We start from the raw sequence: 21,404 nt of genomic DNA on the forward strand, positions 1-21,404 counted from the left end.
GGTGCGGACAAGGGGGGAGTGCGGGAGTGCCGGTTGTGCGGGGAGAGTGCCCAGGGCGGGGCGGTGGAAACCGCCCCGCACAGGAGTAGCAGGTGTGGAGCCTACGCCGGGTCCTTGCGGAGCCGGAACCAGTAGAAGCCGTGTCCGGCCAGGGTGAGGAGGTAGGGGAGTTCGCCGATGGCGGGGAAGCGCACGCCGCCGATGAGTTCGACGGGGTGGCGGCCGTTGAAGGTCTGCAGGTCGAGTTCGGTGGGCTGGGCGAAGCGGGAGAAGTTGTGCACGCACAGCACGAGGTCGTCTTTGTACTCCCGTAGGAAGGCGATGACGGCCGGGTTGGAGGAGGGCAGTTCGGTGTAGGAGCCGAGGCCGAAGGCGGGGTTCTGTTTGCGGATCTCGATCATCCGGCGGGTCCAGTGCAGGAGGCTGGAGGGGGAGGACATGGAGGCCTCGACGTTGGTGACCTGGTAGCCGTAGACCGGATCCATGATCGTCGGCAGGTAGAGGCGTCCCGGGTCGCAGGAGGAGAAGCCGGCGTTGCGGTCGGGGGTCCACTGCATGGGGGTGCGGACCGCGTCGCGGTCACCGAGCCAGATGTTGTCGCCCATGCCGATCTCGTCGCCGTAGTACAGGATCGGTGAGCCGGGCAGGGAGAGCAGCAGGGCGGTGAAGAGTTCGATCTGGTTGCGGTCGTTGTCCAGGAGGGGGGCCAGGCGGCGGCGGATGCCGATGTTGGCGCGCATGCGGGGGTCTTTGGCGTATTCGGCGTACATGTAGTCGCGCTCTTCGTCGGTGACCATTTCCAGGGTCAGCTCGTCGTGGTTGCGCAGGAAGATGCCCCATTGGCAGCCGGAGGGGATGGCGGGGGTTTTGGCGAGGATTTCGGAGACGGGGTAGCGCGATTCGCGGCGTACGGCCATGAAGATGCGGGGCATGACGGGGAAGTGGAAGGCCATGTGGCATTCGTCGCCGCCGTCTTTGAAGTCGCCGAAGTAGTCGACGACGTCTTCGGGCCATTGGTTGGCTTCGGCCAGTAGGACGGTGTCGGGGTAGTGGGCGTCGATTTCGGCGCGGACGCGTTTGAGGAGGTTGTGGGAGCGGGGGAGGTTTTCGCAGTTGGTGCCCTCTTCGGCGAAGAGGTAGGGCACGGCGTCGAGGCGGAATCCGTCGATGCCCAGGTCGAGCCAGAAGCGCAGGGCGGAGATGATTTCTTCCTGGACGGCGGGGTTTTCGTAGTTCAGGTCGGGCTGGTGGGAGAAGAAGCGGTGCCAGAAGTACTGTTTGCGCACCGGGTCGAAGGTCCAGTTGGAGGCTTCGGTGTCGACGAAGATGATGCGGGCGTCCTGGTATTGCTTGTCGTCATCCGCCCAGACGTAGTAGTCGCCGTAGGGGCCTTCGGGGTCGGTGCGGGAGGCCTGGAACCACGGGTGCTGGTCGCTGGTGTGGTTCATGACGAAGTCGATGATGACGCGCATGCCGCGTTGGTGGGCGGAGTCGACGAATTCCACGAAGTCGGCCAGATCGCCGAATTCGGGGAGGACGGCGGTGTAGTCGGAGACGTCGTAGCCGCCGTCGCGCAGGGGGGATTTGAAGAAGGGTGGCAGCCAGAGGCAGTCGACTCCGAGCCATTGCAGGTAGTCGAGTTTGGCGGTGATGCCCTTCAGGTCGCCGACGCCGTCGCCGTTGCTGTCCTGGAAGGAGCGGACCAGGACCTCGTAGAACACGGCGCGTTTGAACCACTCGGGATCACGGTCCTTCGCGGGTGTGTCCTCGAAGGTGTCCTGGACGGGCTCGTTGACGATCATGATGTGGGTGACCCTCCGATCAACGGTGAGGACGGTCGCAGGACCCTGCTGTGCTCACCCGGGGGATGACCCCCGGAATCCCGGCCGACAAGCAACACGTGCGCGCCGCCCGGGCCAAGTCGCACGTAGTTGGCCCTGCCCCAGTGATAGGTCTCGCCGGTGAGCTCGTCGCGCACCGGCACGGTCTCGTGCCAGTCGAGGCCGAGTTTCGGCATGTCCAACGACACCGTGGCTTCCTGGGTGTGGTGGGCGTCGAGGTTCACGACCACCAGAACCGTGTTCGAGCTCTCCGCGTCCGAGACCGTCTTGGAGTACGCGATCACCGCTTCCTGATCGGTGGAGTGGAAGTGCAGGTCACGCAGTTGCCGCAGCGCGGGGTTGGCGCGCCGTACGCGGTTCAGCGTGGTGATGAGGGGCGCGATGGTGGAGCCGGTGCGCTCCGCCGACTCCCAGTCACGCGGGCGCAGTTGATACTTCTCGGAGTTCAGATACTCCTCGCTGCCCGCCCGGGCCGGGGTGTTCTCGCACAGCTCATATCCGCTGTAGACGCCCCAGGTCGGCGCGAGGGTGGCGGCAAGGACGGCGCGCACCTCGAAGGCCGGTCGCCCGCCCTCCTGGAGGTAGGCGTGCAGGATGTCCGGGGTGTTGACGAAGAAGTTCGGCCGCAGATAGTGGGCGGTCTCGCCCGCCAACTCCCGCAGATAGTCGGTCAGTTCATCCTTGGTGTTCCGCCAGGTGAAGTACGTGTAGGACTGCTGGAAGCCGATCGCGGCCAGGGTGCGCATCATCGCCGGGCGCGTGAACGCCTCCGCCAGGAAGATGACGTCCGGATCGGTGCGGTTGATGTCACCGAGCACCTCGTCCCAGAAGGCGACGGGCTTGGTGTGGGGATTGTCGACGCGGAAGATGCGTACGCCGTGATCCATCCAGAACCGCAGCAGGCGCACGGTCTCGGCGACCAGGCCCGGCATGTCCGCGTCGAAGGCGATCGGGTAGATGTCCTGGTACTTCTTGGGCGGGTTCTCGGCGTACGCGATGGTGCCGTCGGCGCGGTGCTGGAACCACTCGGGGTGCTTCTCCACCCAGGGGTGGTCGGGAGAGCACTGCAGCGCGAAGTCCAGGGCGACTTCGAGCCCCAGACCGGCCGCCCGGCGGACGAAGGCGTCGAAGTCCTCCAGCGTGCCGAGGTCCGGGTGGACCGCGTCGTGTCCTCCCGCGGGGGAGCCGATCGCCCACGGCACGCCGACGTCGTACCGGCCGGGGGACAGGGAGTTGTTCGGGCCTTTGCGGAAGGTGCTGCCGATGGGGTGGATGGGCGGCAGATACACGACGTCGAAGCCCATCTCCGCGATCGCGGGGAGCCGTTCGGCGGCCGTGCTGAATGTCCCCTGCTTCGGGGGCGCGCCCTCCTGGACGACGGCGCCCTCGGAGCGCGGGAAGAGTTCGTACCAGGACCCGAAGAGGGCTCGTTGCCGTTCCACGAGCAGCGGCAACCGCTCCGATTCCGTGACGAGTTCGCGCAGCGGATGCTCGGCGAGGACCGCGTCCACCTCCGGGGTGAGGGCGGCGGCGAAGCGGGCCGCGACGGAGCGCCCGGGGTCGCGCAGGGACGCGGCGGCGGCGCGCAGGGTGGCGCGGCAGCTGTTCTTCACCGGGGCCGAGGCGGCGGCGCGTTCGTGGAGCCGGGCGCCTTCCTCCAGGACGAGTTCGGTGTCGATGCCTGCCGGTATCTTGATGTGCGCGTGACGGCGCCACTGGGCGAGGGGATCACCCCACGCCTCCACGCTGTACGTCCAGGCGCCCTCGGCGTCCGGAGTGACGTCAGCGCCCCACCGGTCGGTGCCGGGGGCGAGTTCGCGCATGGGGGTCCAGGGGCCGACGCGTCCTCGCGGGTCGCGCAGGACGACGTTGGCGGCGACCGCCTCGTGTCCTTCGCGGAAGACGGTCGCGGTGACCTGGAAGGTCTCGCCCGCCACGGCTTTGGCGGGCCTTCGCCCGCCGTGCACGACGGGGGCGATGTCGAGGATGGGTATGCGTCCGATGAGGGCGTTCTGCTGGCTCGGCTGTGCTGCCGGGGTCTTGGGCACCTTCGAGGAAGCCTTTGTCGAGGCCTTCGCCGACGGGCGAGCTGAGGGCATGACCGCTCCTGTCCGCGTTACATGAGTGGGGCGGATACGGGTGTGTGGAGGGGTGCTGCGAGATGGTGCGTCGTACTGAGCCTTGCGTACCGGGGGGAGCCTGCCCACCCCCACCGGGTGGGCAATCCGGCACTTTGTTAACTACTAGTGCGTAAGGCCTCATACAAGGCTGTGCGCGTATCGAGCGTACGTCCGGGTGGAGGGAAGCGGGCTGTTTCAGGGAGGAGTCGGCACCGGCCACACAGAAACCGGCCCCGCCGTGTGCGGCGGGGCCGGTCCGGTGAAGCGTGCTGCCCTAGGGGTTGTTGACCTGCAGCAGCTTGTTCGGCGAGCCGAGCCCGCTGCCCGTCACCTTGCCCACCGCCGCCCGGTCGGTCAGTGCCTTGCTCACCGCGGCCGGTGCGGCCGTCGGGTGGTCGGCCAGATACAGCGCCGCCGCGCCCGCCACGTGCGGCGAGGCCATCGACGTACCGGAAATGGTCTTCTCGGCGCTGTCGTTCGTGTTCCACGCGGAGGCGATGTCGACCCCCGGCGCGAACAGGTCCAGGCTGCCGCCCCAGTTGGAGAAGCTCGCCTTCGCGTCCTTGATGTCGCTCGCGCCGACCGTGACCGCTTCCTGTACGCGGGCCGGTGAGAACAGGAACGCGGGCAGTCCGTCGTTGCCCGCGGCCACCGTGTAGGTGACTCCGGACGCGATGGAGTTGCGTACGGCCGCGTCCAGTTGGACGTTGGCGGAGCCGCCGAGGCTCAGGTTGGCGACGGCGGGCTTCTTGGCGTGCTTCGTCACCCAGTCGATGCCGGCGATGACCTGGGCGGTCGTCCCCGAGCCCGCGTCGTCGAGCACGCGCACGCCCACGACATCGGCCTTCTTGGCGACGCCGTGGCTCTTGCCGGCGATGGTCGCGGAGACATGCGTTCCGTGTCCGTTGCCGTCCTGTGCCGTGGCGTCGTTGTCGATGAAGTCCCAGCCGCTGGTGGCCCGGCCGCCGAAGTCCTCGTGCGTGGTGCGTACGCCGGTGTCGATGACGTACGCGGTCACGCCCTGCCCGGCAGACTCGGGCCACGTGTAGGACTTGTCGAGCGGCAGACCCTTCTGGTCGATCCGGTCGAGTCCCCAGGAAGGCGGATTCTTCTGGGTGTGGTCCAGGGACACGGTGCTGTCCTGGACGACGGAGGCGACATCCGCGTCACCCGCGAGTTTCTTGGCCTCGTCCGAACCGGCCTTCACCGCATAGCCGTTGAGCGCGGTGCTGTAGGTGTGGCTTATCTTCGCCCCGTACTTCGCGGCGATGCCCTTGCCCGCGTCGGACGGGGCCTTGGTCCCGCCCTTGAGCGTGACGATGTAACTTCCGCTGATGGAACCGGGCTCCCCGGCGCCGAGTATCTGCCCCAGCGGGGCATCGGCGGGGGCGGCGTGTGCGGGCAGCGTGATGGCCGAAAGTACCGCCGCCGTGGTGGCGGCGGTGACTGCTCCCGCCCACCGCAAACGCTTCGTTCGCGACAGAGTCATACGCTGGTTTCCCTCCCCAACTTGACGTGCGACTCGTGGAGTTGGACCGATTTCTGCCAGATCCCCCGTAGTCCTCCACGGGTGCCACTTGGCAGCCTCTCGTGCACTGTGAAGCCCTACAAGACCACGGGCCGATGTGGAATCGGCCCTATCGCCCGTGGGGGTGGTGTGAGGGTTGCGGCGATTTTCGGACGAGTACGGGCGTGCTTGACCCGTGCGGAACCCTCAGGTGCGTGTTGTCGCAGGTCGACGTCCGATGTCCGCCAGCTGTGTGCGACCCCGGCGCACAGACTCGAGGCCATGAACGCCCAGCACGCCCAGCACCCCACGCCCGGAACCGACACGGTGAGCGTCCTCACCGCCATGTACGCGGCGGAGTCCCGCTACCTGGCAGCAGGCGGCCCCGGCAAGGCATCCTTCGAGCTGCTCGCCCCCTACTTCGCCCCCGACGTCGTCATGCACCAGGCGGCGGCTCTCCCGTATGGGGGAACCTGGCACGGCCACGACGGCATGGCGCGCTTCTTCCTCGCCATGAGCGAGACCTGGGAGACCTTCGAGATCGGCGACCAGGAGTTCCTCGCCACGGGCGAGACGGCGGTGATCCGCACCCAGGTCCGTGCGCGGGCCCGCGCCACCGGGCGGGAACTTGCCTTCCCGGTACTTCAGACGATCACCCTGCGGGACGGCATGATCGTGGAGGTGCGGCCGTTCTACTGGGACACGGCGGCGATCGTGGCGGCGACGGGCCCCGACCAGGAGCGCTGAGCCGCCGACATCTCGCCCCGGCCGGGAACATGCGCCCCATGCGCCGTGGTGACAGGAGCGGCACACCGCTACCGTCGATGCGACACGTCGATCCGCGATGTACGAACGCCCTTTCAGACGCCCCGGCAGAGGTGCACCGTGATGAAGGCCATCCGTCGATTCACCGTACGTCCAGCCCTTCCCGACCCCCTCTCCCCACTGACGGAGCTGGCGCGCAACCTGCGCTGGTCCTGGCACACGCCCACCCGAGAGCTCTTCGAGGCCGTCGACCCCGAGCAGTGGGCGAAATCCGGCGGCGACCCCGTGCGGCTGCTCGGCTGCGTGCCGCCCGCGCGGCTCCAGCAGCTCGCCGGGGACGCTCCCTTCCTGCGCCGCCTCGCCGAGGCGTCGGACGGACTTCGGGAGTACGTCACCGGAGCCCGCTGGTATCAGGACCAGGCCGCCGAGCGCGGCAGCGAACTTCCGCGCGCCGTCGCCTACTTCTCACCGGAGTTCGGCATCACCGCCGCCCTGCCGCAGTACTCGGGCGGCCTCGGCATCCTCGCGGGCGACCACCTGAAGGCGGCGAGCGACCTAGGGCTTCCGCTCATCGGGGTCGGGCTGCTCTACCGGCACGGCTACTTCCGCCAGTCCCTCTCCCGCGACGGCTGGCAGCAGGAGACCTACCCGGTGCTCGACCCGAACGAGCTGCCGCTGACCCTCCTGCGCGAGGCGGACGGCACCCCCACCCAGGTCGCCATCGCGCTGCCCGGCGGGCGCTCGCTGCGGGCGCACGTCTGGCAGGCCAGTGTCGGGCGCGTACCGCTCCTCATGCTCGACTCGGACGTCGAGGAGAACGACACCGGCGCCCGTGAGGTGACCGACCGGCTCTATGGCGGTGGCAGTGAGCACCGGCTGCTCCAGGAGATGCTGCTCGGCATCGGCGGGGTGCGCGCCATAAGGACGTACTGCCGGCTCAGCGGACACCCCGCGCCGGAGGTCTTCCACACGAACGAGGGCCACGCGGGCTTCCTCGGCCTTGAGCGGATCCACGAACTCGCCGCACAGGGCGTGGGCTTCGACGCGGCCCTTGAGGCGGTCCGGGCCGGCACCGTCTTCACCACCCACACGCCCGTCCCCGCCGGAATCGACCGCTTCGACCGTGAACTCCTCGCCCGGCACTTCGGCCCTGACGCCGAACTGCCCCGCATCGAGGTCGCCGACATCCTGCGGCTCGGCATGGAGACGTATCCCGGCGGCGAGCCCAACCTCTTCAACATGGCGGTGATGGGCCTGCGGCTCGGGCGCTGCGCCAACGGGGTCTCCACCCTGCACGGCAAGGTGAGCCGCGAGATGTTCGCGGGCCTGTGGCCGGGCTTCGACGCCGAGGAGGTCCCGATCTCCTCCGTCACGAACGGCGTGCACGCCCCTACGTGGGTCGCCCCCGAGGTCTTCAGGCTCGGCGCGCGGCAGATCGGCGCGCAGCGCACCGAGGACGCGCTCTCGGTGGGCGGCTCGGACCGATGGGACGCCGTCGCCGAGATCCAGGACTCCGACATCTGGGAGCTGCGGCGTGAGCTGCGGGGCCAGCTGGTGACGGAGGTCAGGCGGCGGCTGTACGCGTCGTGGCGTCAACGGGGCGCGGCGAGCGCCGAGTTGGGGTGGATCGACGACGTACTGGATCCGGACGTCCTGACGATCGGCTTCGCGCGCCGGGTCCCTTCGTACAAGCGCCTGACGCTGATGCTGCGGGACCGCGACCGGCTGATGGAACTGCTCAACGACCCGGACCGGCCGATCCAGATCGTGGTGGCGGGCAAGGCGCATCCGGCGGACGACGGGGGCAAGCGGCTCATCCAGGAGCTGGTGCGCTTCACGGACGACCCGCGGGTGCGGCACCGGATCGTGTTCCTGCCGGACTACGGCATGGCGATGGCGCAGAAGCTGTATCCCGGGTGCGACGTGTGGCTGAACAATCCGCTGCGTCCGCTGGAGGCGTGCGGGACGAGCGGGATGAAGGCGGCGCTCAACGGCTGCCTCAATCTGTCGGTACTCGACGGCTGGTGGGACGAATGGTTCGAGCCGGACTTCGGATGGGCGATCCCCACGGCGGACGGCGCGGCCACGGACGACGACCGGCGCGACGAGCTGGAGTCCGCGGCGCTGTACGACCTCCTTGAGCGGAGGATCGCGCCCCGCTTCTATGAGCAGGGGCCGGGGGGTCTGCCCGACCGGTGGATCGAGATGGTGCGGCGGACGCTGACACGCCTGGGGCCGAAGGTGCTCGCGGGCCGGATGGTGCGTGACTACGTGGAGCAGCTGTACGTTCCCGCCGCGCGGGCGCATCGCACCCTCGGTGCGGAGGCGGCGGCGGAGCTGGCCCTCTGGAAGGCGCGGGTTCGTGCGGCCTGGCCGCGGGTCGCCGTCGACCACGTCGAGGCGACGGCTACGGGGGCAACCGCCGAACTGGGGTCCACGCTGTCGCTGCGGGTCCGTGTGCGCCTGGGCGAGCTGACCCCGGACGACGTCGAGGTCCAGACGATCGCGGGCCGCGTAGACCCCGAGGACTTCATCGCCGAGGCGAGTCCGCTGCCGCTGAAGCCGGTGGGCGGGCCCGACGCGGAGGGCCGCTGCCTGTACGAGGGCCCGCTGGCCTTGGACCGCACGGGGCCGTTCGGGTACACCGTGCGGATTCTTCCGGCCCATCGACTGCTGGCCAGCGGCGCCGAGTTGGGTCTTGTGGCGGTGCCGTCGGAGGGGACGGGGGAGGCCGCGGGGGTGTTGCTGCGGTAGGGGCTTTCTCTACGCGAACGCCGGACGGGCTGAAGGATCTCAGCCCGTCCGGTGGGAGTGGTGGGAACTACTTGACGTTGACGCCGGCCCAGGCCGCGTCGACGCCCTTGTACTCGGCGGAGTCCGCGCCGTACAGGTCCTTCGCGGCGCTCAGCGTGCCCTCACGGGCCGCCTTGTAGTCCGTCGTCGTCGTGAAGTACGTCGTCAGGGCCTTGAACCAGATCTTCTCGGCCTTGTCGCGCCCGATGCCCTCGACCTTGGAGCCATCCGCGGTCGGGGAGTCGTACTTGACGCCGTTGATCTCCTTGGCGCCGCTGCCCTCGGACAGCAGGTAGAAGAAGTGGTTGGCGATGCCGGAGGAGTAGTGGACGTCCACGTTGCCCGCGTCCGCGCTCCAGTTGTCCAGGGACTGGCCGTCCTTGGAGGGCTTGTCCATGAAGCGCAGCGGCGACCCGTCGCCGTTGATGTCGATCTCTTCGCCGATGAGGTAGTCGCCGACGTCCTCGGCGTTCTTGGCGTTGAACTCGACGGAGGAGCCGAAGATGTCGGACGTGGCCTCGTTCAGGCCGCCCGACTCGCCGCTGTACTCCAGGTTGGCGGTGGCCGCGGTGACGCCGTGCGACATCTCGTGGGCCGCGACGTCGATCGACGTCAGGGGCTTCTTGTCGCCCTCGCCGTCGCCGTACGTCATGCAGAAGCAGCTGTCGTCCCAGAAGGCGTTGACGTACGCCTTGCCGTAGTGGACCCGCGAGGTCGCGCCCTTGCCGTCGCCCTTGATGCCCTCGCGACCGTGCACGGTCTTGTAGTAGTCCCAGGTCAGCTGGGCGCCGTAGGCGGCGTCGACGGCGGCCGTCTGCGGGTCGTCCGGCTTTCCGGTGCCCCACGTGTCGTCGTCGTCCGTGAAGAGCTTGCCCTCGCCGCTCTCGCTGTGGGCGAGGTCGAGCGTCGAGTGGCCGCCGCGCGAGTCGTCGGTGAGGTCGAAGCCGCTCGACCCCTTCTTGGAGCCGACCTCGACGTCGCCGCTGTACTGGCTGTGGCCCGCGCCGTTCTCGATGGCCTGGTACTGGAAGAGCTTCTTGCCCGTGGCCGCGTCGGTGATGACGTGCAGCTTGCTGGGCGTGCCGTCCTTCTGGACGCCGGTGACGACGGTCTCGTGGGCGAGGACCGGCTTGCCGGACGCGGCCCAGACGACCTTGCGCGGAGCCTGGGCGTCCGCCTTCTTCGTGTCGCCGCTCTTGGCGGCGGTCGACTCGGCGGACTTCGCGGCCGACTTGGCCCCGACCTTCGCCGAGGTGGAGGCGACCTTGATGGAGGCCTTGGTCGCCTTGGTCACGCCCTTGACCGAGCCGCTCTTCGCGGTGTGGACGACGAGGTCGCCGCCGAGGACGGGCAGGCCGTCGTAGGTGCGCTCGTAGCGGGTGTGCGTGGTGCCGTCGCGGTCCTTGATGACATCGCGTACGACGAGCTTCTCCTTGGCGCCGAGACCGATCTTCTCGGCGGTGGCGGCCTTGTCGGCGTTCGCGTCCTGCAGCAGGTCCGCGCGGGCCGTCGCGGAGAGCGAGACGGGCGCGGCGGAGGACTTCGCGGCGAGGTCGGGCTGCGCGGAGGCTCCGGTGGCCAGACCTGCGGTGAGCAGAGCTCCGGCGGCAACAGCGGTGGCGATGGCCAGCGTTGAGCGCTTCCGGGATATGTGGGGGGTCACGCATGCTCCTTCTGTGGGGGGCCCGGACGGCATGGGGACTGTCCGGGCTGAAAGATGCGGTGCGGGTGTTACTGGTGTGCCGTGCGAGGGGAACAGTGCCAGTTGAGGCAGGTGCATGTCAGGCCCCTGGCCGCAGGTTGGCCAGAAATCGTCCGTTGAGCGATGGTCCATGTACGCAATGCGAACGGGGTGTTAAGCGGCCGACGGTGCGGACGGCGCCGCACATGGGTGCGCCGCCCCGGGGGAGTTGAACCTCCCGGAGCGGCGCCGTGTGCGTGTTCCTCAACCCTGACCAGGGTTTACGGGAACGTCAGCTTCCAGCTGTTGATGCGGCCGACGTCCTGCGCGGCCACGTCCTGGACCTTCAGCTTCCAGGTGCCGTTGGCCACCTCGGACGAGGCGTTGACCGTGTACGTCTCGACGATGTTGTCCGCCGAGTCCGACCCGCTCGAGTTCTTCAGGCGGTACGTCGAACCGTCCGGGGCCACCAGGTCGACGACCAGGTCGCCGCGCCAGGTGTGGGTGATGTCGACGCCGACCTTCAGGGCGGAGGGCGCGTTGCCCGTGCGCCCGGTGACGTTGACCGATGAGGTGACGGCCGCTCCGTTGTCCGGAATGGCGACGGGCGTGGTGTTCTCGAAGACCGTGCCGCCGCCACCGGGCCGCGAGCCGACGTTGACCGCCGCCCAGGCGTCGGCCACCGCCTTGTACTCGGCGCTCGTGGTGCCGTACAGCTCACCGGCCGCCGCGAGGGTCCCGGTGCGGGCCGACGCGTAGTTGGTGGTCGTGGTGAACTTCGTGGTCAGCGCCTTGTACCAGATGAGCGACGCCTTGTCGCGACCGATTCCGGTCACAGGCAGGCCGTCGGAGGTGGGCGAGTTGTAGGAGACGCCGTTGATGACCTTGGCGCCGCTGCCCTCGCTCAGCATGTAGTAGAAGTGGTTGGCGACACCGGACGAGTAGTGCACGTCGATGCCACCGATGCCCGAGTACCACGAGTCCTTGGACCCGCCGTCCTTGGAGGGCTTGTCCATGTAGCGCAGCGGGGTGCCGTCGCCGTTGATGTTGATCTTCTCGCCGACGAGGTAGTCGCCCACGTCCTGGGCGTTGTTGGCGTTGAACTCGACCGCCGCAGCGAAGATGTCGGACGTGGCCTCGTTCAGGCCGCCCGACTCACCGCTGTACTGCATGTTGCCGGTGGCCGCGGTGACGCCGTGCGTCATCTCGTGGGCCGCCACGTCGATGGACGTCAGCGGCTTGGAGTTGCCCGAGCCGTCGCCGTACGTCATGCAGAAGCAGCTGTCGTCCCAGAACGCGTTGACGTAGTTGTTGCCGTAGTGGACCCGTGAGTACGCGCCGACGCCGTCACCGCGGATGCCGGTGCGGCCGTGCACGTTCTTGTAGTAGTCCCACGTGAGCGCGGCGCCGTAGGCGGCGTCGGCGCCCGCGGTCTCCAGGTTGGAGGCCTGCCCGTTGCCCCAGACGTCGTCCGGGCCCGAGAAGAGGGTGCCGGTGCCGGACGTGCCGTGGTTGAGGTTGTACGTCTTGTGGCTGCCGCGGCCGGTGTCCGTCAGGGTGTAGTTGGACCCCGACTGGGCCGAGCCGAGCGTGACCTGACCGCTGTACTGGGTGTTGCCCGTGCCGTTCTCGATGCCCTGCCACTGGAAGAGCTTCTTGCCGGTGGCCGCGTCCGTGACGACGTGCAGCTCGTTGGGCGTGCCGTCGTGCTGCAGGCCGCCGACCACGGTCTCGTACGCGAGAGTCGGCTCGCCCTTGGCCATCCACACGACCTTGCGGGGCGCGCGGTCCGCGTCGGTCTTCTTCGAGCCCTCGCTCCTTGCGGCACCGAGCGCCTGCTTCTCGGCGGCGGCCGGCTTCACATCGGCGCTGGTGTCGACGCCCTTGAGCTGCGCCTTCGCGGCCTTGGTGACGGCCTTGGTCTTCCCGGACTTCGCGGCGTCGACCACCAGGTCGCCGCCGAGGACCGGGAGGCCTTCGTAGGTGCGCTCGTAGCGGGTGTGCGTCGTGCCGTCGGCGTCCTTGATGACGTCACGTACGACGAGCTTCTCCTTGGCGCCGAGGCCCAGGTCCTTGGCCGTGTCCGCCTTGGTGGCGTTGGCGTCCTTGAGGAGCGCCGCGCGCTGGGCGGGGGTGAGCTTCACGGGGAGGGAGCCGGGGTCGGCCTTGCCTATCTTCGTGGCGGCCGGCGCCTTGTTCAGCGGATCGTCGGCCGATGCCGGACCCGTCTGGACGGCCACCGCGATGAGCGCGGCGACGGCGGTGAGGGCGCCCGCGGCAGCGGCGCGTCGGTGGGAGGCAGGTCTGTGGGAGGTGGTTCTCAACACGGACTCCTTCTGCGCGGCCGCGGGGGTACGCGGCCAGGGCGACCGGACGGCGCGGTCGTGCCGTCCGGGCAGAACAAGGCAGAACGCGGAGCAGGTGGGGCAGGTGGAGCGGGTGGAGATGGTGGAACAGGCAGAGCTGGGAAACGAGGGGAAGAGTGGCACCAGCGCGCACTGTTTGTCAGGAGTGCGTCAAGAGTTGGCCGGAACTGGTCCGCTGCCCGGTGGGGGGTGTTCGCTATGCGGTGGAAGTCGCACAAGGTGAAGAGCTCCCTACTGTCCGCGGGAGACCCCTTGCTGTGCTTCAGATGACGCGTGGCTGAATTTTGCCCTTGAGCAGCCGTGGAGGGTGGCCGGTTACGCATACACGAACGCCGGCCCGGAGCGCGGTGTGCGCGCTCCGGGCCGGCGGCGGACCGAGGGGCGGGGCTCAGAAGTTGTAGGGCTTCGCCGTGTTCCAGTTGGTGACCTCGGCGTCGGACCAGGTGAACTCCGAGGGCACGCCCTTGCCGTCGAAGGCGCCGGTCTCGGCGCCGGGGCCGGTGTCGCCGGTCTGGTCGCGCAGGGCGATGGAGAGGTCGGTCGAGGTGTGGTCGTTGGCGCTGTCGGTGAAGAGGGCGACGGCCGAGTAGACCTTGCCGCCGGGCTTGACCGTGATCCGGGTGGAGCCGCCAGGGGCGTCCTTGGAGGAGTGGGGCAGGACGTTCGAGGTGCTCCCGAGCATCACGGACGGGAACGAAGTGACCCAGCAGGACGCGGAGTCGGCGTTCGTCGCGGTGATCAGGAGGTGCTCGCCCTGTGCCGCCGGGAAACGGTGCACCACGGAGTACGAGATCTCGTCACCCTTGCACGCCTTGACACCGGCGGCCTTGGCGGCAGCGGCCTTGCCGGGGGAGGTCCGGGTGGTCTTGGCGTGCCGCGCGCCGTCCGGGTTCCCGGCGGTGCCGGCCGTCTCCGTGGTCTTCGTGGTCTCCGTGGTCTGCGTCGTGTCCGCGGTCTCCGTCGTCTTCCCGGAGCTCTTCGCCCCGTCGGCGGTGGCGACGCTCTTGCCCGAACCGGCCTTGGCGCCGCCGGTGTCCGAGCCGCCGCAGGCGGTCAGGGTCAGGGCCAGGGCGGCGGTGGTGGCGGCGAGGACGGTGGTGCGGATTCGGGTCGTACGCATGATGAGGTTCCCCCGTGCGGTGGTGGTGCGGGTCTGACTGGTCGTCCCCGCTTCTGACACCAGAGTGACCGCCCCCGCTGGCGTCCCGCTCACGCCCCGCTCACGTCCCGCTGACGTGACGGGGGCGGGGCGCAAGGAAGGGTGAGCTGCGGTGATGTGACGGGCTGCGTGCCGTGCGCCCGCGGCGTGGCGCGTGCGGGCCCCCGGTGGGTGTGCGGTGGGGATGCTCGTGTCCACGGGGGGCAGCCACGCGAGCCGTCAGCCGCGGGGTGTGCCCGAGGTGCGGGGTGTGCTGGACGTGCGGGGTGTGCTGGAGGTGCGGGGTGTGCTTGAGGTGCGGGGTGTGCCCGAGGTGCGGGGTGTGCCGGAGGTGCGGGGTGTGCTCGAGGTGCGGGCTGTGCCCGAGGTGCGGGGTGTGCCGGAGGTGCGGGTTCTGCTCGAGGTGCAGGCTCTGCCCGAGGTGCGGGTTCTGCCCGAGCCGTCAGCCGCAGGCCCCCTCACTCCCGGTCGGCCAAGCGCACCAGTGCCGTGTCGTACCGTGCCCGCAGGCCCACGTCCGCCGATACCCGGAGCAGTACGCCGAGCGCCCGCAGCGCCCCCTCGTCGTAGCCCGTCGTCTCCGCCTCGCTCGCCGCAGCCTCAAGGCGGCGGATTCCCTCGGTCTCGTCGCCCATGCCGAGGAGCGCCTCCCCGGCCGCCGTGAGCAGCAGGACACGGGATGCCGCCGGTTCGTCCGAAGGGCCCGTCAGGGGCAGTGCGGCGGCGGTGGTGTCCAGGGCCGACTGCCACTGGCCCGCGTCCAGTTGGTGGCGCGCCAGGTGGTGCAGAGCCAGGCGTTCCGTGTGCCGGTCGCCCGCCTCGCGGGCCAGCGCCGCCGCCTGTACGCAGCCTTCCGCCGCCTCCTCCGGGCTGCCGAGCGCGGCCTGGGCGAGCGAGAGGTTGACCAGCGCGGTGGCCTCGCCACTCGGGTCCCCCGCCCTGGCGGCGATCGCCGGGGCGGCCTCCAGGTGGACGAAGGCCTCGTCGGTGCGGCCCTCCTCGGTGAGCACCCAGCCCAGCAGGGCGAGCACCCGGGACTCCGCGCGGGGATCCGCGTCGGCGCGCGCCGCGTCAAGTGCCTTGCGCAGCAGGGGAGTCCAGTCGTCAAGGACCCGCCACACCATCTGCGGCCACATCCCGAGCACGATCCGCCAGGTCCTGCCGTGCAGTCCCGCCGCGTCCGCCGCGGCCGCCGCCAGGGTCAGGTCGTCGCGTTCGGCCGCGTACCAGGCCATGGCATCTTCGCGTCCGGTGAACTCCCGCAGCGCATGCGGCGGATGGAAGTCCGCGGGCAGCGCGAAGCACGGCTCGTCGCCGGGCTCGGCCGCGCCGGCCGCGGCCAGGGCCGTCGCCACCGTGTGGTCGAGCACCCGGACCAGGGCGTCAGGACCGGCGTCCAGGCCACGCGCGTACAGCCGTACGAGATCGTGCAGCGTCCAGCGCCCCGGCGCGGTCCGGTTGACCAGGTGCGCAGCGGACAGCCGGTCGAGGGCGGCCTCGGCCGTGCCGGGGTCCGTACCGGCGAGGGCCGCCGCCGTGAAGCGGTCGACATGCGTGCCCGGGTGGCGGCCGAGGTGGGCGAAGTGGTGCGCGACGTCCTCGGGCAGCCGCCGCACGGTGAGCCGCAGAGCGGCCCGTACCCCCGTGTCCTCCACGTCGAGGAGCCCCAACCGGCGTGACTCGTCGGCCAGTTCGGCGCTCATGGCCCGCAGCGACCACTCCGGCTGGTCCGCGAGCCGGGCGGCGGCCACCCGCAGCGCGAGGGGAAGACCGCCGCACAGCTCCACGAGATGCCGGGCACCCACCGCTTCCGCCAGCACCCGCTCCTTGCCCAGCACCGCGGCGAGCAGGGCCGTGCTGTCGTCCGGGTCGAGGACGTCCACCGGGACGGGGCGGGCGGCGTCGGAGGCGATCAGGCCGCGCAGGCGGTAGCGGCTCGTGACCACCGTGACGCACCGGGTGCCGCCCGGCAGAAGCTCCCTGACCTGCTCGGAACCGCGCGCGTTGTCCAGTACGACGAGCAACTGCCGGTCGGCGGCGAGCGAGCGGTACAGCGCGGACGCGCCGTTCGCCGACTCCGGTATCCGGCGCGGCGCGACCCCGAGCGCCAGCAGGAACTCCCGCAGCACCTCAAGGTGGGTCGGCTCTCCCGTGTCGCTGAAGCCGCGCAGATCGGCGTAGAGCAGGCCGCCGGGGAACGCGGCGCGGCTGCGGTGCGCCCAGTGCACCACCAGCGCCGTCTTGCCCACGCCCGCGGGCCCGGTGACCAGACAGACGGGAGCTTCGCCCGCCGCGGCCCGCGACAGGGCGGTGAGCTCACCGGCCCGCCCGTGGAAACCGCGCGGCATGCGGGGCAGGAGGTCCACCGTGTCCGGGGGCAGGGACGGGGACGGCCCTCGCGCGGGCAGCCCCTGTGTCCGCGGGACGGCGGCCTTCACAGGCGCCGACGACACGCCAGGTGCGGCCTGCCCCTCCCCGTCGCCCTCCCCGCGCAGCGCCACCCCGTACGCGTCCGCCAGCTCGCGGCCCGGATCGACCCCCAGCTCGTCGGCGAGCAGCCGCCGGGTTCGGTGGAACCAGTCGAGCGCCTCCGAGCGGCGCCCCGCGCGCTGGAGTTCCCGCATGAGCGCGGCGGACAGCGACTCGCGCAGCGGATGGGCCTCGGCCTCCGCGCGCAGCACGGCGGCGGCCCGGTTGTGCTCACCGAGGCGCGCGTACGCACCGGCCAGCATCTCCACGGAGGCGAGCCGCAGCTCCTCGAGCGCGTGCGCGGCGGCCTGCAGCGGCGGGCTCGGATAGGCGCCGCTCAGCGCGGGCCCCTGCCACAGGGACAGCGCCTCCTGGTACATCGCCACGGCGTCGGCAGGCGCGCGCTGGCTGCGGGCCAGCGTCACCAGCTCCTCGAAGCGATGGGCGTCGAGCAGGCTCTCCGGCATCCGCAGGACGTACGAGGTGCCCTGCGTGACCAGCTCCACGCCGAACATCTCGGCCTCCGCACCGGTGAGCAGGACCCTGAGCCGCGACACATGGCCCTGGATGACGCCACGGGCACGCGGCGGCGGCTCCTGATCCCACAGCGTGGCCGCCAGCTGCTCCACCGGAACCGGGCGGTTGGGCCGCAGCAGCAGCGCCGCGAGGAGGCTGCGCCGCTTGGCGGGACCGAGGGGCAGCTCACCGGCCTCGGTGGCGACGGAAACCGCTCCGAGCAGCCGGAACTCCACTGGCGCATCTCCTCTGGGGGGAAACGTCCAGATTACCGGAGGCGCCCGTGCTCCCCGCGTGCGGCCCGCGCCGCGCTCTACCCCACGACGCTGTCCCGCCACGCCCGGTGCAACTCCGCGAACGACCCGCTCCTGGCGATGAGTTCGGCCGGAGTGCCGTCCTCCACGATCCGGCCGTGCTCCATCACGAGCACCCGGTCGGCGATCTCCACCGTGGAGAGCCGGTGGGCGATCACGACGGCCGTGCGCCCGCGCAGCACCGTGTGCATGGCCCGCTGCACCGCCCGCTCGCCCGGGATGTCGAGCGAGCTGGTCGCCTCGTCGAGGATCAGCACCGCCGGGTCGGCGAGCAGCGCCCGCGCGAAGGCGACGAGCTGGCGCTGACCGGCGGAGATACGGCCACCCCGCTTGCGTACGTCGGTGTCGTAGCCGTCGGGCAGGGACGCGATGAAGTCATGCGCGCCGATGGCCTTGGCGGCGTGCTCGACGTCCTCGCGGGTGGCGTCCGGGCGGCCGATGGCGATGTTCTCCGCGACGGTGCCGGAGAAGAGGAAGGCCTCCTGCGTCACCATCACCACGCCACGCCGCAGCTCGGCGTTGGCGAGGTCGCGCAGATCGATGCCGTCGAGCAGGACGCGGCCCTCAGTCGGGTCGTAGAACCGGGCCAGGAGCTTGGCGAGCGTCGACTTGCCCGCGCCGGTGGAGCCGACGACGGCGACGGTCTGCCCGGCGGGCAGCGTCAGGTCGAAGCGGGGCAGGACCTCGCCGCCCGTCCGGTAGGCGAACCGCACGCCGTCGAAGGCGACCTCGCGGCCGGGGTGTTCGGAGGCAAGGGCGGGCAGCGTGCGGGCGCGGTCGGCGTGCGGCTCGGGCACGGAGGGTGTCTGGGCGAGCAGTCCCGCGACCTTCTCCAGGGAGGCGGCGGCCGACTGGTAGGAGTTGAGGAACATCCCGAGCCGGTCGATCGGGTCGTACAGGCGCCGCAGATACAGCACGGCGGCGGCGAGGACGCCGAGGGCGAGGGAGTCGTCGGTGACGCGGTAGGCACCCCACAGGACGATGCCGGCCACGGCGGTGTTGGCGACGAGCCGGGAGCCGACCACGTAGCGGGCCATCTCCAGCATGGCGTCGCCGTTGGCCCGCTCGTGGCGGTGATTGAGGGCGCCGAACTCGGCCTCGTTGGCGTGCTCGCGCCGGAAGGCGCGGACGGGCCGGATGCCGTTCATGGTCTCGGCGAACTTCACGATGACGGAGGCGATGGCGGTGGACCGCTTCCCGAAGAGGGGGCCCGCGCGGCGCTGGTAACGGCGTACGAGGAGGTAGAGCGGCACGAACGACACGACCGCCGCCGCGCCGAGGCTCAGGTCGAGCCAGAGCAGCATCGCCGAGATGTAGACGAAGGACAGGATGACCGTGAGCAGCTCCTGCAGCCCCTCGCTGAGGAGTTCCCGCAGGGACTCCACGTCGGTGGTGGACCGGGAGATGAGCCGCCCCGAGGTGTACTGCTCGTGGAAGTCCACGCTCAGCGCCTGCGCGTGCCGGAAGATGCGCCCGCGCAGGTCGAGCAGTACGTCCTGGTTGACGCGCGCGGAGGCCACGATGAACGCGTACTGGAACGCGCCGGACGCGCCCGCGCAGAGCAGATAGCCGAGGCCGACGCCGATGAGGGGCCCGTAGTCGTCGGCACGGACGGCGGGCACGCCACGGTCGATGGCGTACGCGACGAGCAGGGGGCCGCCCTGGATGGCGGCCTGCTGGAGGAGCAGCAGGACGGCGGCGAGAACGACGCGCCCACGCAGGGGCGAGAGCAGCGAACGCAGGAGGGCGGAGGTGGCTCCCGGGGGAGCGGGAAGGGTGTCCTTGCCGAAGTCGTCGGCCGAGGCGCCCTCGTCCCTTGCGGCACGGCTTTCCGCGCGGGGGGCTTCGTCTTCCCGAGGGGCGGTGTCCACGTCCCGCCTCGGCCGGCTCTCCTGTACGGAGCCTCCCTGCTCCGCGGAGCGCCCGTGTTCCCCGGAGTCGCCGGGCCCCCCGGAGCGTTCCTCCTCCGTCGGTCCCGTGGTGCGTGACGACGGTGTCGACGCGGTCATCGTGCGGCCTCCCCCTCTGCGGACATGGCGCCCGCTCCCGACATCAGCCACGCGTACTCCCCGTTCCCCCGCAGCAGTTCCTGGTGCGTGCCGACCGCCGTGATCCTGCCCTCGGAGAGCAGGGCCACGCGGTCGGCGAGGAGGACCGTGGAGGGGCGGTGGGCCACCACCAGGGCCGTCGTGTCCCGCAGGACGCGCCGCAGAGCCGCCTCCACCAGGGCCTCCGTGTGGACGTCGAGCGCCGAGAGCGGGTCGTCCAGGACCAGGAAGCGGGGGCGGCCGACCACCGCGCGGGCCAGGGCGAGGCGTTGGCGCTGGCCGCCGGAGAGGCTCAGGCCCTGCTCGCCCACCTGGGTAGCCGTACCCCGCGGCAGGGCGTGGACGAAGTCGGCCTGCGCTACCTCAAGGGCCCGCTCCAACTCCCCCTCACCCGCGGCTTCCCCGGCCCCCATCAGGACGTTCTCGCCCACCGTCGCCGAGAACAGGGTCGGCTCCTCGAAGGCGACCGCCACCAGCGTGCGCAGGTGCTCGCGGTCCATCCCCGCGATGTCCTCGCCGTCCAGCGTGATGCGGCCCCCGCTCACCTCGTGCAGCCGCGGCACCAGCGCCGTCAGGGTCGTCTTGCCGCTGCCGGTCGCGCCGACGAGCGCGAGGGTCTCGCCGGGGCGGATATGCAGGTCGATCCGGTCGAGGGCGGGCGGGGCATCGGGCGGCGCGTCAGGGTAGCGGAACTCCACGCCGTGGAAACGGAGTCCGCCCTCGACGCGGCCGGAGCCCTCGGCGACCGCTGACACCACCGAGGACTCCGGCTCCGCGTCCATCACCTCGAAGTACCGCTCGGTGGCCGTCGCCGACTCCTGGCTCATCGCGAGCAGGAACCCGATCGACTCCACCGGCCAACGCAGCGCCAGCGCCGTGGACAGGAACGCCACCAGCGTCCCCGTCGACAGGCCGCCGTCCGCCACCTGCACCGTCCCGAGCACGAGCGCCGCACCGATCGCCACCTCGGGCAGCGCCATGATCACCGCGTTGATGGCCGCGAGCAGCCGCGCCTTGGCCAGCTCCGTGCCCCGCAGCGTGTGCGAGAGCTCGCGGAACGCCCACGCCTGGCTGCGGTGGCGGCCGAAGCCCTTGATGATGCGGATGCCGAGCACGCTCTCCTCGACGACCGTCGTCAGATCGCCGACCTGGTCCTGCGCCCGCCGGGCGACAGCCATGTACCTGCCCTCGACGTACGCGCAGACGATCACCAGCGGCAGCAGAGGAGTGAGCAGCACCAGACCGAGCACCCAGTCCTGCGCGACCAGGATGACCATGCCGACCACGATCGTCGTCCCGTTCACCACCAGGAACGTCAGCGGAAAGGCGAGGAACATCCGAAGCAGCGCCAGGTCCGTCGTGCCGCGCGACAGGAGCTGCCCCGAGGCCCAGCGGTCGTGGAAGGCCACCGGGAGCCGCTGCAGATGGCGGTAGAGATCCGCCCGCATCGCCGCCTCGACCGAGGCGAGCGGCCGTGCCACCAGCAACCGCCGCAGCCCGAAGAGCAGCGCCTCCGCGAGCCCGAGCAGCAGCAGGAGCAGGGCGCCGAGCCACACCCCGCCCAGGTCCCGGTCCGCCACCGGGCCGTCCACGAGCCACTTCAGTACGAGGGGGAAGACCAGCCCCGTACAGGAGGCGAGGATCGCCACAAGCCCCGCGCTTAACAGGCGAGTTCGTACGGGACGGACATACGGCCACAGCCGCAGCAGCGTCCGTGCCGCGGATCCGCCCTTGGCCGATGGCCCTTCCCGGGCCGGTTCCTCGGTGGTTGGTGCATCTGGTTTCGGCATCAACAGCGAGCCTACGGATGGCCACTGACAGAGCC

At 70.6% G+C, this 21,404-nt stretch carries 11 protein-coding genes; 2 read left to right on the forward strand and 9 right to left on the reverse strand.

Annotated elements, in window-relative coordinates:
• Positions 1-101: 101 nt before the first annotated feature.
• From treS to ACGFX9_RS17030, 3 genes are all read right to left on the reverse strand, one after another.
• A complete protein-coding gene (treS, locus tag ACGFX9_RS17020; protein ID WP_393471710.1) occupies positions 102-1,802 on the reverse strand; it encodes a maltose alpha-D-glucosyltransferase in 1,701 nt (566 codons plus the stop codon).
• Complete coding sequence (locus ACGFX9_RS17025; protein ID WP_393471713.1) at positions 1,799-3,940, reverse strand: alpha-1,4-glucan--maltose-1-phosphate maltosyltransferase; 2,142 nt, start codon at positions 3,938-3,940, stop codon at positions 1,799-1,801. The genes treS and ACGFX9_RS17025 overlap by 4 nt, the downstream gene beginning before the upstream one ends.
• A 295-nt stretch (positions 3,941-4,235) precedes the next feature.
• Positions 4,236-5,450, reverse strand: a complete 1,215-nt coding sequence (locus ACGFX9_RS17030; protein ID WP_393471716.1) for a S8 family peptidase — start codon at positions 5,448-5,450, stop codon at positions 4,236-4,238.
• A gap of 300 nt (positions 5,451-5,750) precedes the next feature.
• On the opposite strand from ACGFX9_RS17030, the gene ACGFX9_RS17035 reads away from it, so the two are divergent.
• Together ACGFX9_RS17035 and glgP are read left to right on the forward strand one after the other, a co-directional pair.
• Positions 5,751-6,215 carry a nuclear transport factor 2 family protein gene (locus tag ACGFX9_RS17035; protein WP_393471718.1) on the forward strand — a complete coding sequence of 155 codons (465 nt, stop codon included), beginning with the start codon at positions 5,751-5,753 and terminating at the stop codon, positions 6,213-6,215.
• A gap of 141 nt (positions 6,216-6,356) precedes the next feature.
• A complete protein-coding gene (gene glgP, locus ACGFX9_RS17040) occupies positions 6,357-8,987 on the forward strand; it encodes an alpha-glucan family phosphorylase (protein WP_393471721.1) in 2,631 nt (876 codons plus the stop codon).
• A 67-nt stretch (positions 8,988-9,054) separates the two neighbouring features.
• On the opposite strand, the gene ACGFX9_RS17045 is transcribed toward glgP, so the two are convergent.
• The 6 genes from ACGFX9_RS17045 to ACGFX9_RS17070 all read right to left on the reverse strand — a co-directional run bounded on the left by ACGFX9_RS17045 (position 9,055) and on the right by ACGFX9_RS17070 (position 21,369).
• Positions 9,055-10,689 carry a M4 family metallopeptidase gene (locus tag ACGFX9_RS17045; RefSeq protein WP_393471725.1) on the reverse strand — a complete coding sequence of 545 codons (1,635 nt, stop codon included), beginning with the start codon at positions 10,687-10,689 and terminating at the stop codon, positions 9,055-9,057.
• Between the two features lie 299 nt (positions 10,690-10,988).
• The gene (locus ACGFX9_RS17050; RefSeq protein ID WP_393471728.1) at positions 10,989-13,034 is read right to left on the reverse strand and encodes a M4 family metallopeptidase; all 2,046 of its coding nucleotides are present in this window, start codon (positions 13,032-13,034) and stop codon (positions 10,989-10,991) included.
• 427 nt (positions 13,035-13,461) lie between these two features.
• Positions 13,462-14,193 carry a DUF4232 domain-containing protein gene (locus ACGFX9_RS17055; RefSeq protein WP_393471730.1) on the reverse strand — a complete coding sequence of 244 codons (732 nt, stop codon included), beginning with the start codon at positions 14,191-14,193 and terminating at the stop codon, positions 13,462-13,464.
• 497 nt (positions 14,194-14,690) lie between these two features.
• Positions 14,691-17,453, reverse strand: a complete 2,763-nt coding sequence (locus ACGFX9_RS17060) for a BTAD domain-containing putative transcriptional regulator (RefSeq protein WP_393471733.1) — start codon at positions 17,451-17,453, stop codon at positions 14,691-14,693.
• Positions 17,454-17,530: 77 nt separating this feature from the next.
• A complete protein-coding gene (locus ACGFX9_RS17065; protein WP_393471736.1) occupies positions 17,531-19,540 on the reverse strand; it encodes an ABC transporter ATP-binding protein in 2,010 nt (669 codons plus the stop codon).
• Positions 19,537-21,369: an ABC transporter ATP-binding protein gene (locus tag ACGFX9_RS17070; protein WP_393471739.1), complete on the reverse strand. Its 1,833-nt coding sequence runs from the start codon at positions 21,367-21,369 to the stop codon at positions 19,537-19,539. Before ACGFX9_RS17070 ends, ACGFX9_RS17065 begins: the two co-directional genes overlap by 4 nt.
• Between the last annotated feature and the right edge of the window lie 35 nt (positions 21,370-21,404).

The organism is Streptomyces sp. NPDC048436 (assembly GCF_043200355.1).
GTDB lineage: Bacteria > Actinomycetota > Actinomycetes > Streptomycetales > Streptomycetaceae > Streptomyces.

Bases quoted from the DNA above. Each gene is read 5' to 3' on its own strand.
- ACGFX9_RS17030 (WP_393471716.1), bottom strand. From the start codon at position 5,450: ATGACTCTGTCGCGAACGAAGCGTTTGCGGTGGGCGGGAGCAGTCACC.
- ACGFX9_RS17070 (WP_393471739.1), bottom strand. From the start codon at position 21,369: ATGCCGAAACCAGATGCACCAACCACCGAGGAACCGGCCCGGGAAGGG.
- ACGFX9_RS17055 (WP_393471730.1), bottom strand. From the start codon at position 14,193: ATGCGTACGACCCGAATCCGCACCACCGTCCTCGCCGCCACCACCGCC.
- ACGFX9_RS17025 (WP_393471713.1), bottom strand. From the start codon at position 3,940: ATGCCCTCAGCTCGCCCGTCGGCGAAGGCCTCGACAAAGGCTTCCTCG.
- ACGFX9_RS17035 (WP_393471718.1), top strand. From the start codon at position 5,751: ATGAACGCCCAGCACGCCCAGCACCCCACGCCCGGAACCGACACGGTG.
- treS (WP_393471710.1), bottom strand. From the start codon at position 1,802: ATGATCGTCAACGAGCCCGTCCAGGACACCTTCGAGGACACACCCGCG.
- ACGFX9_RS17065 (WP_393471736.1), bottom strand. From the start codon at position 19,540: ATGACCGCGTCGACACCGTCGTCACGCACCACGGGACCGACGGAGGAG.
- glgP (WP_393471721.1), top strand. From the start codon at position 6,357: ATGAAGGCCATCCGTCGATTCACCGTACGTCCAGCCCTTCCCGACCCC.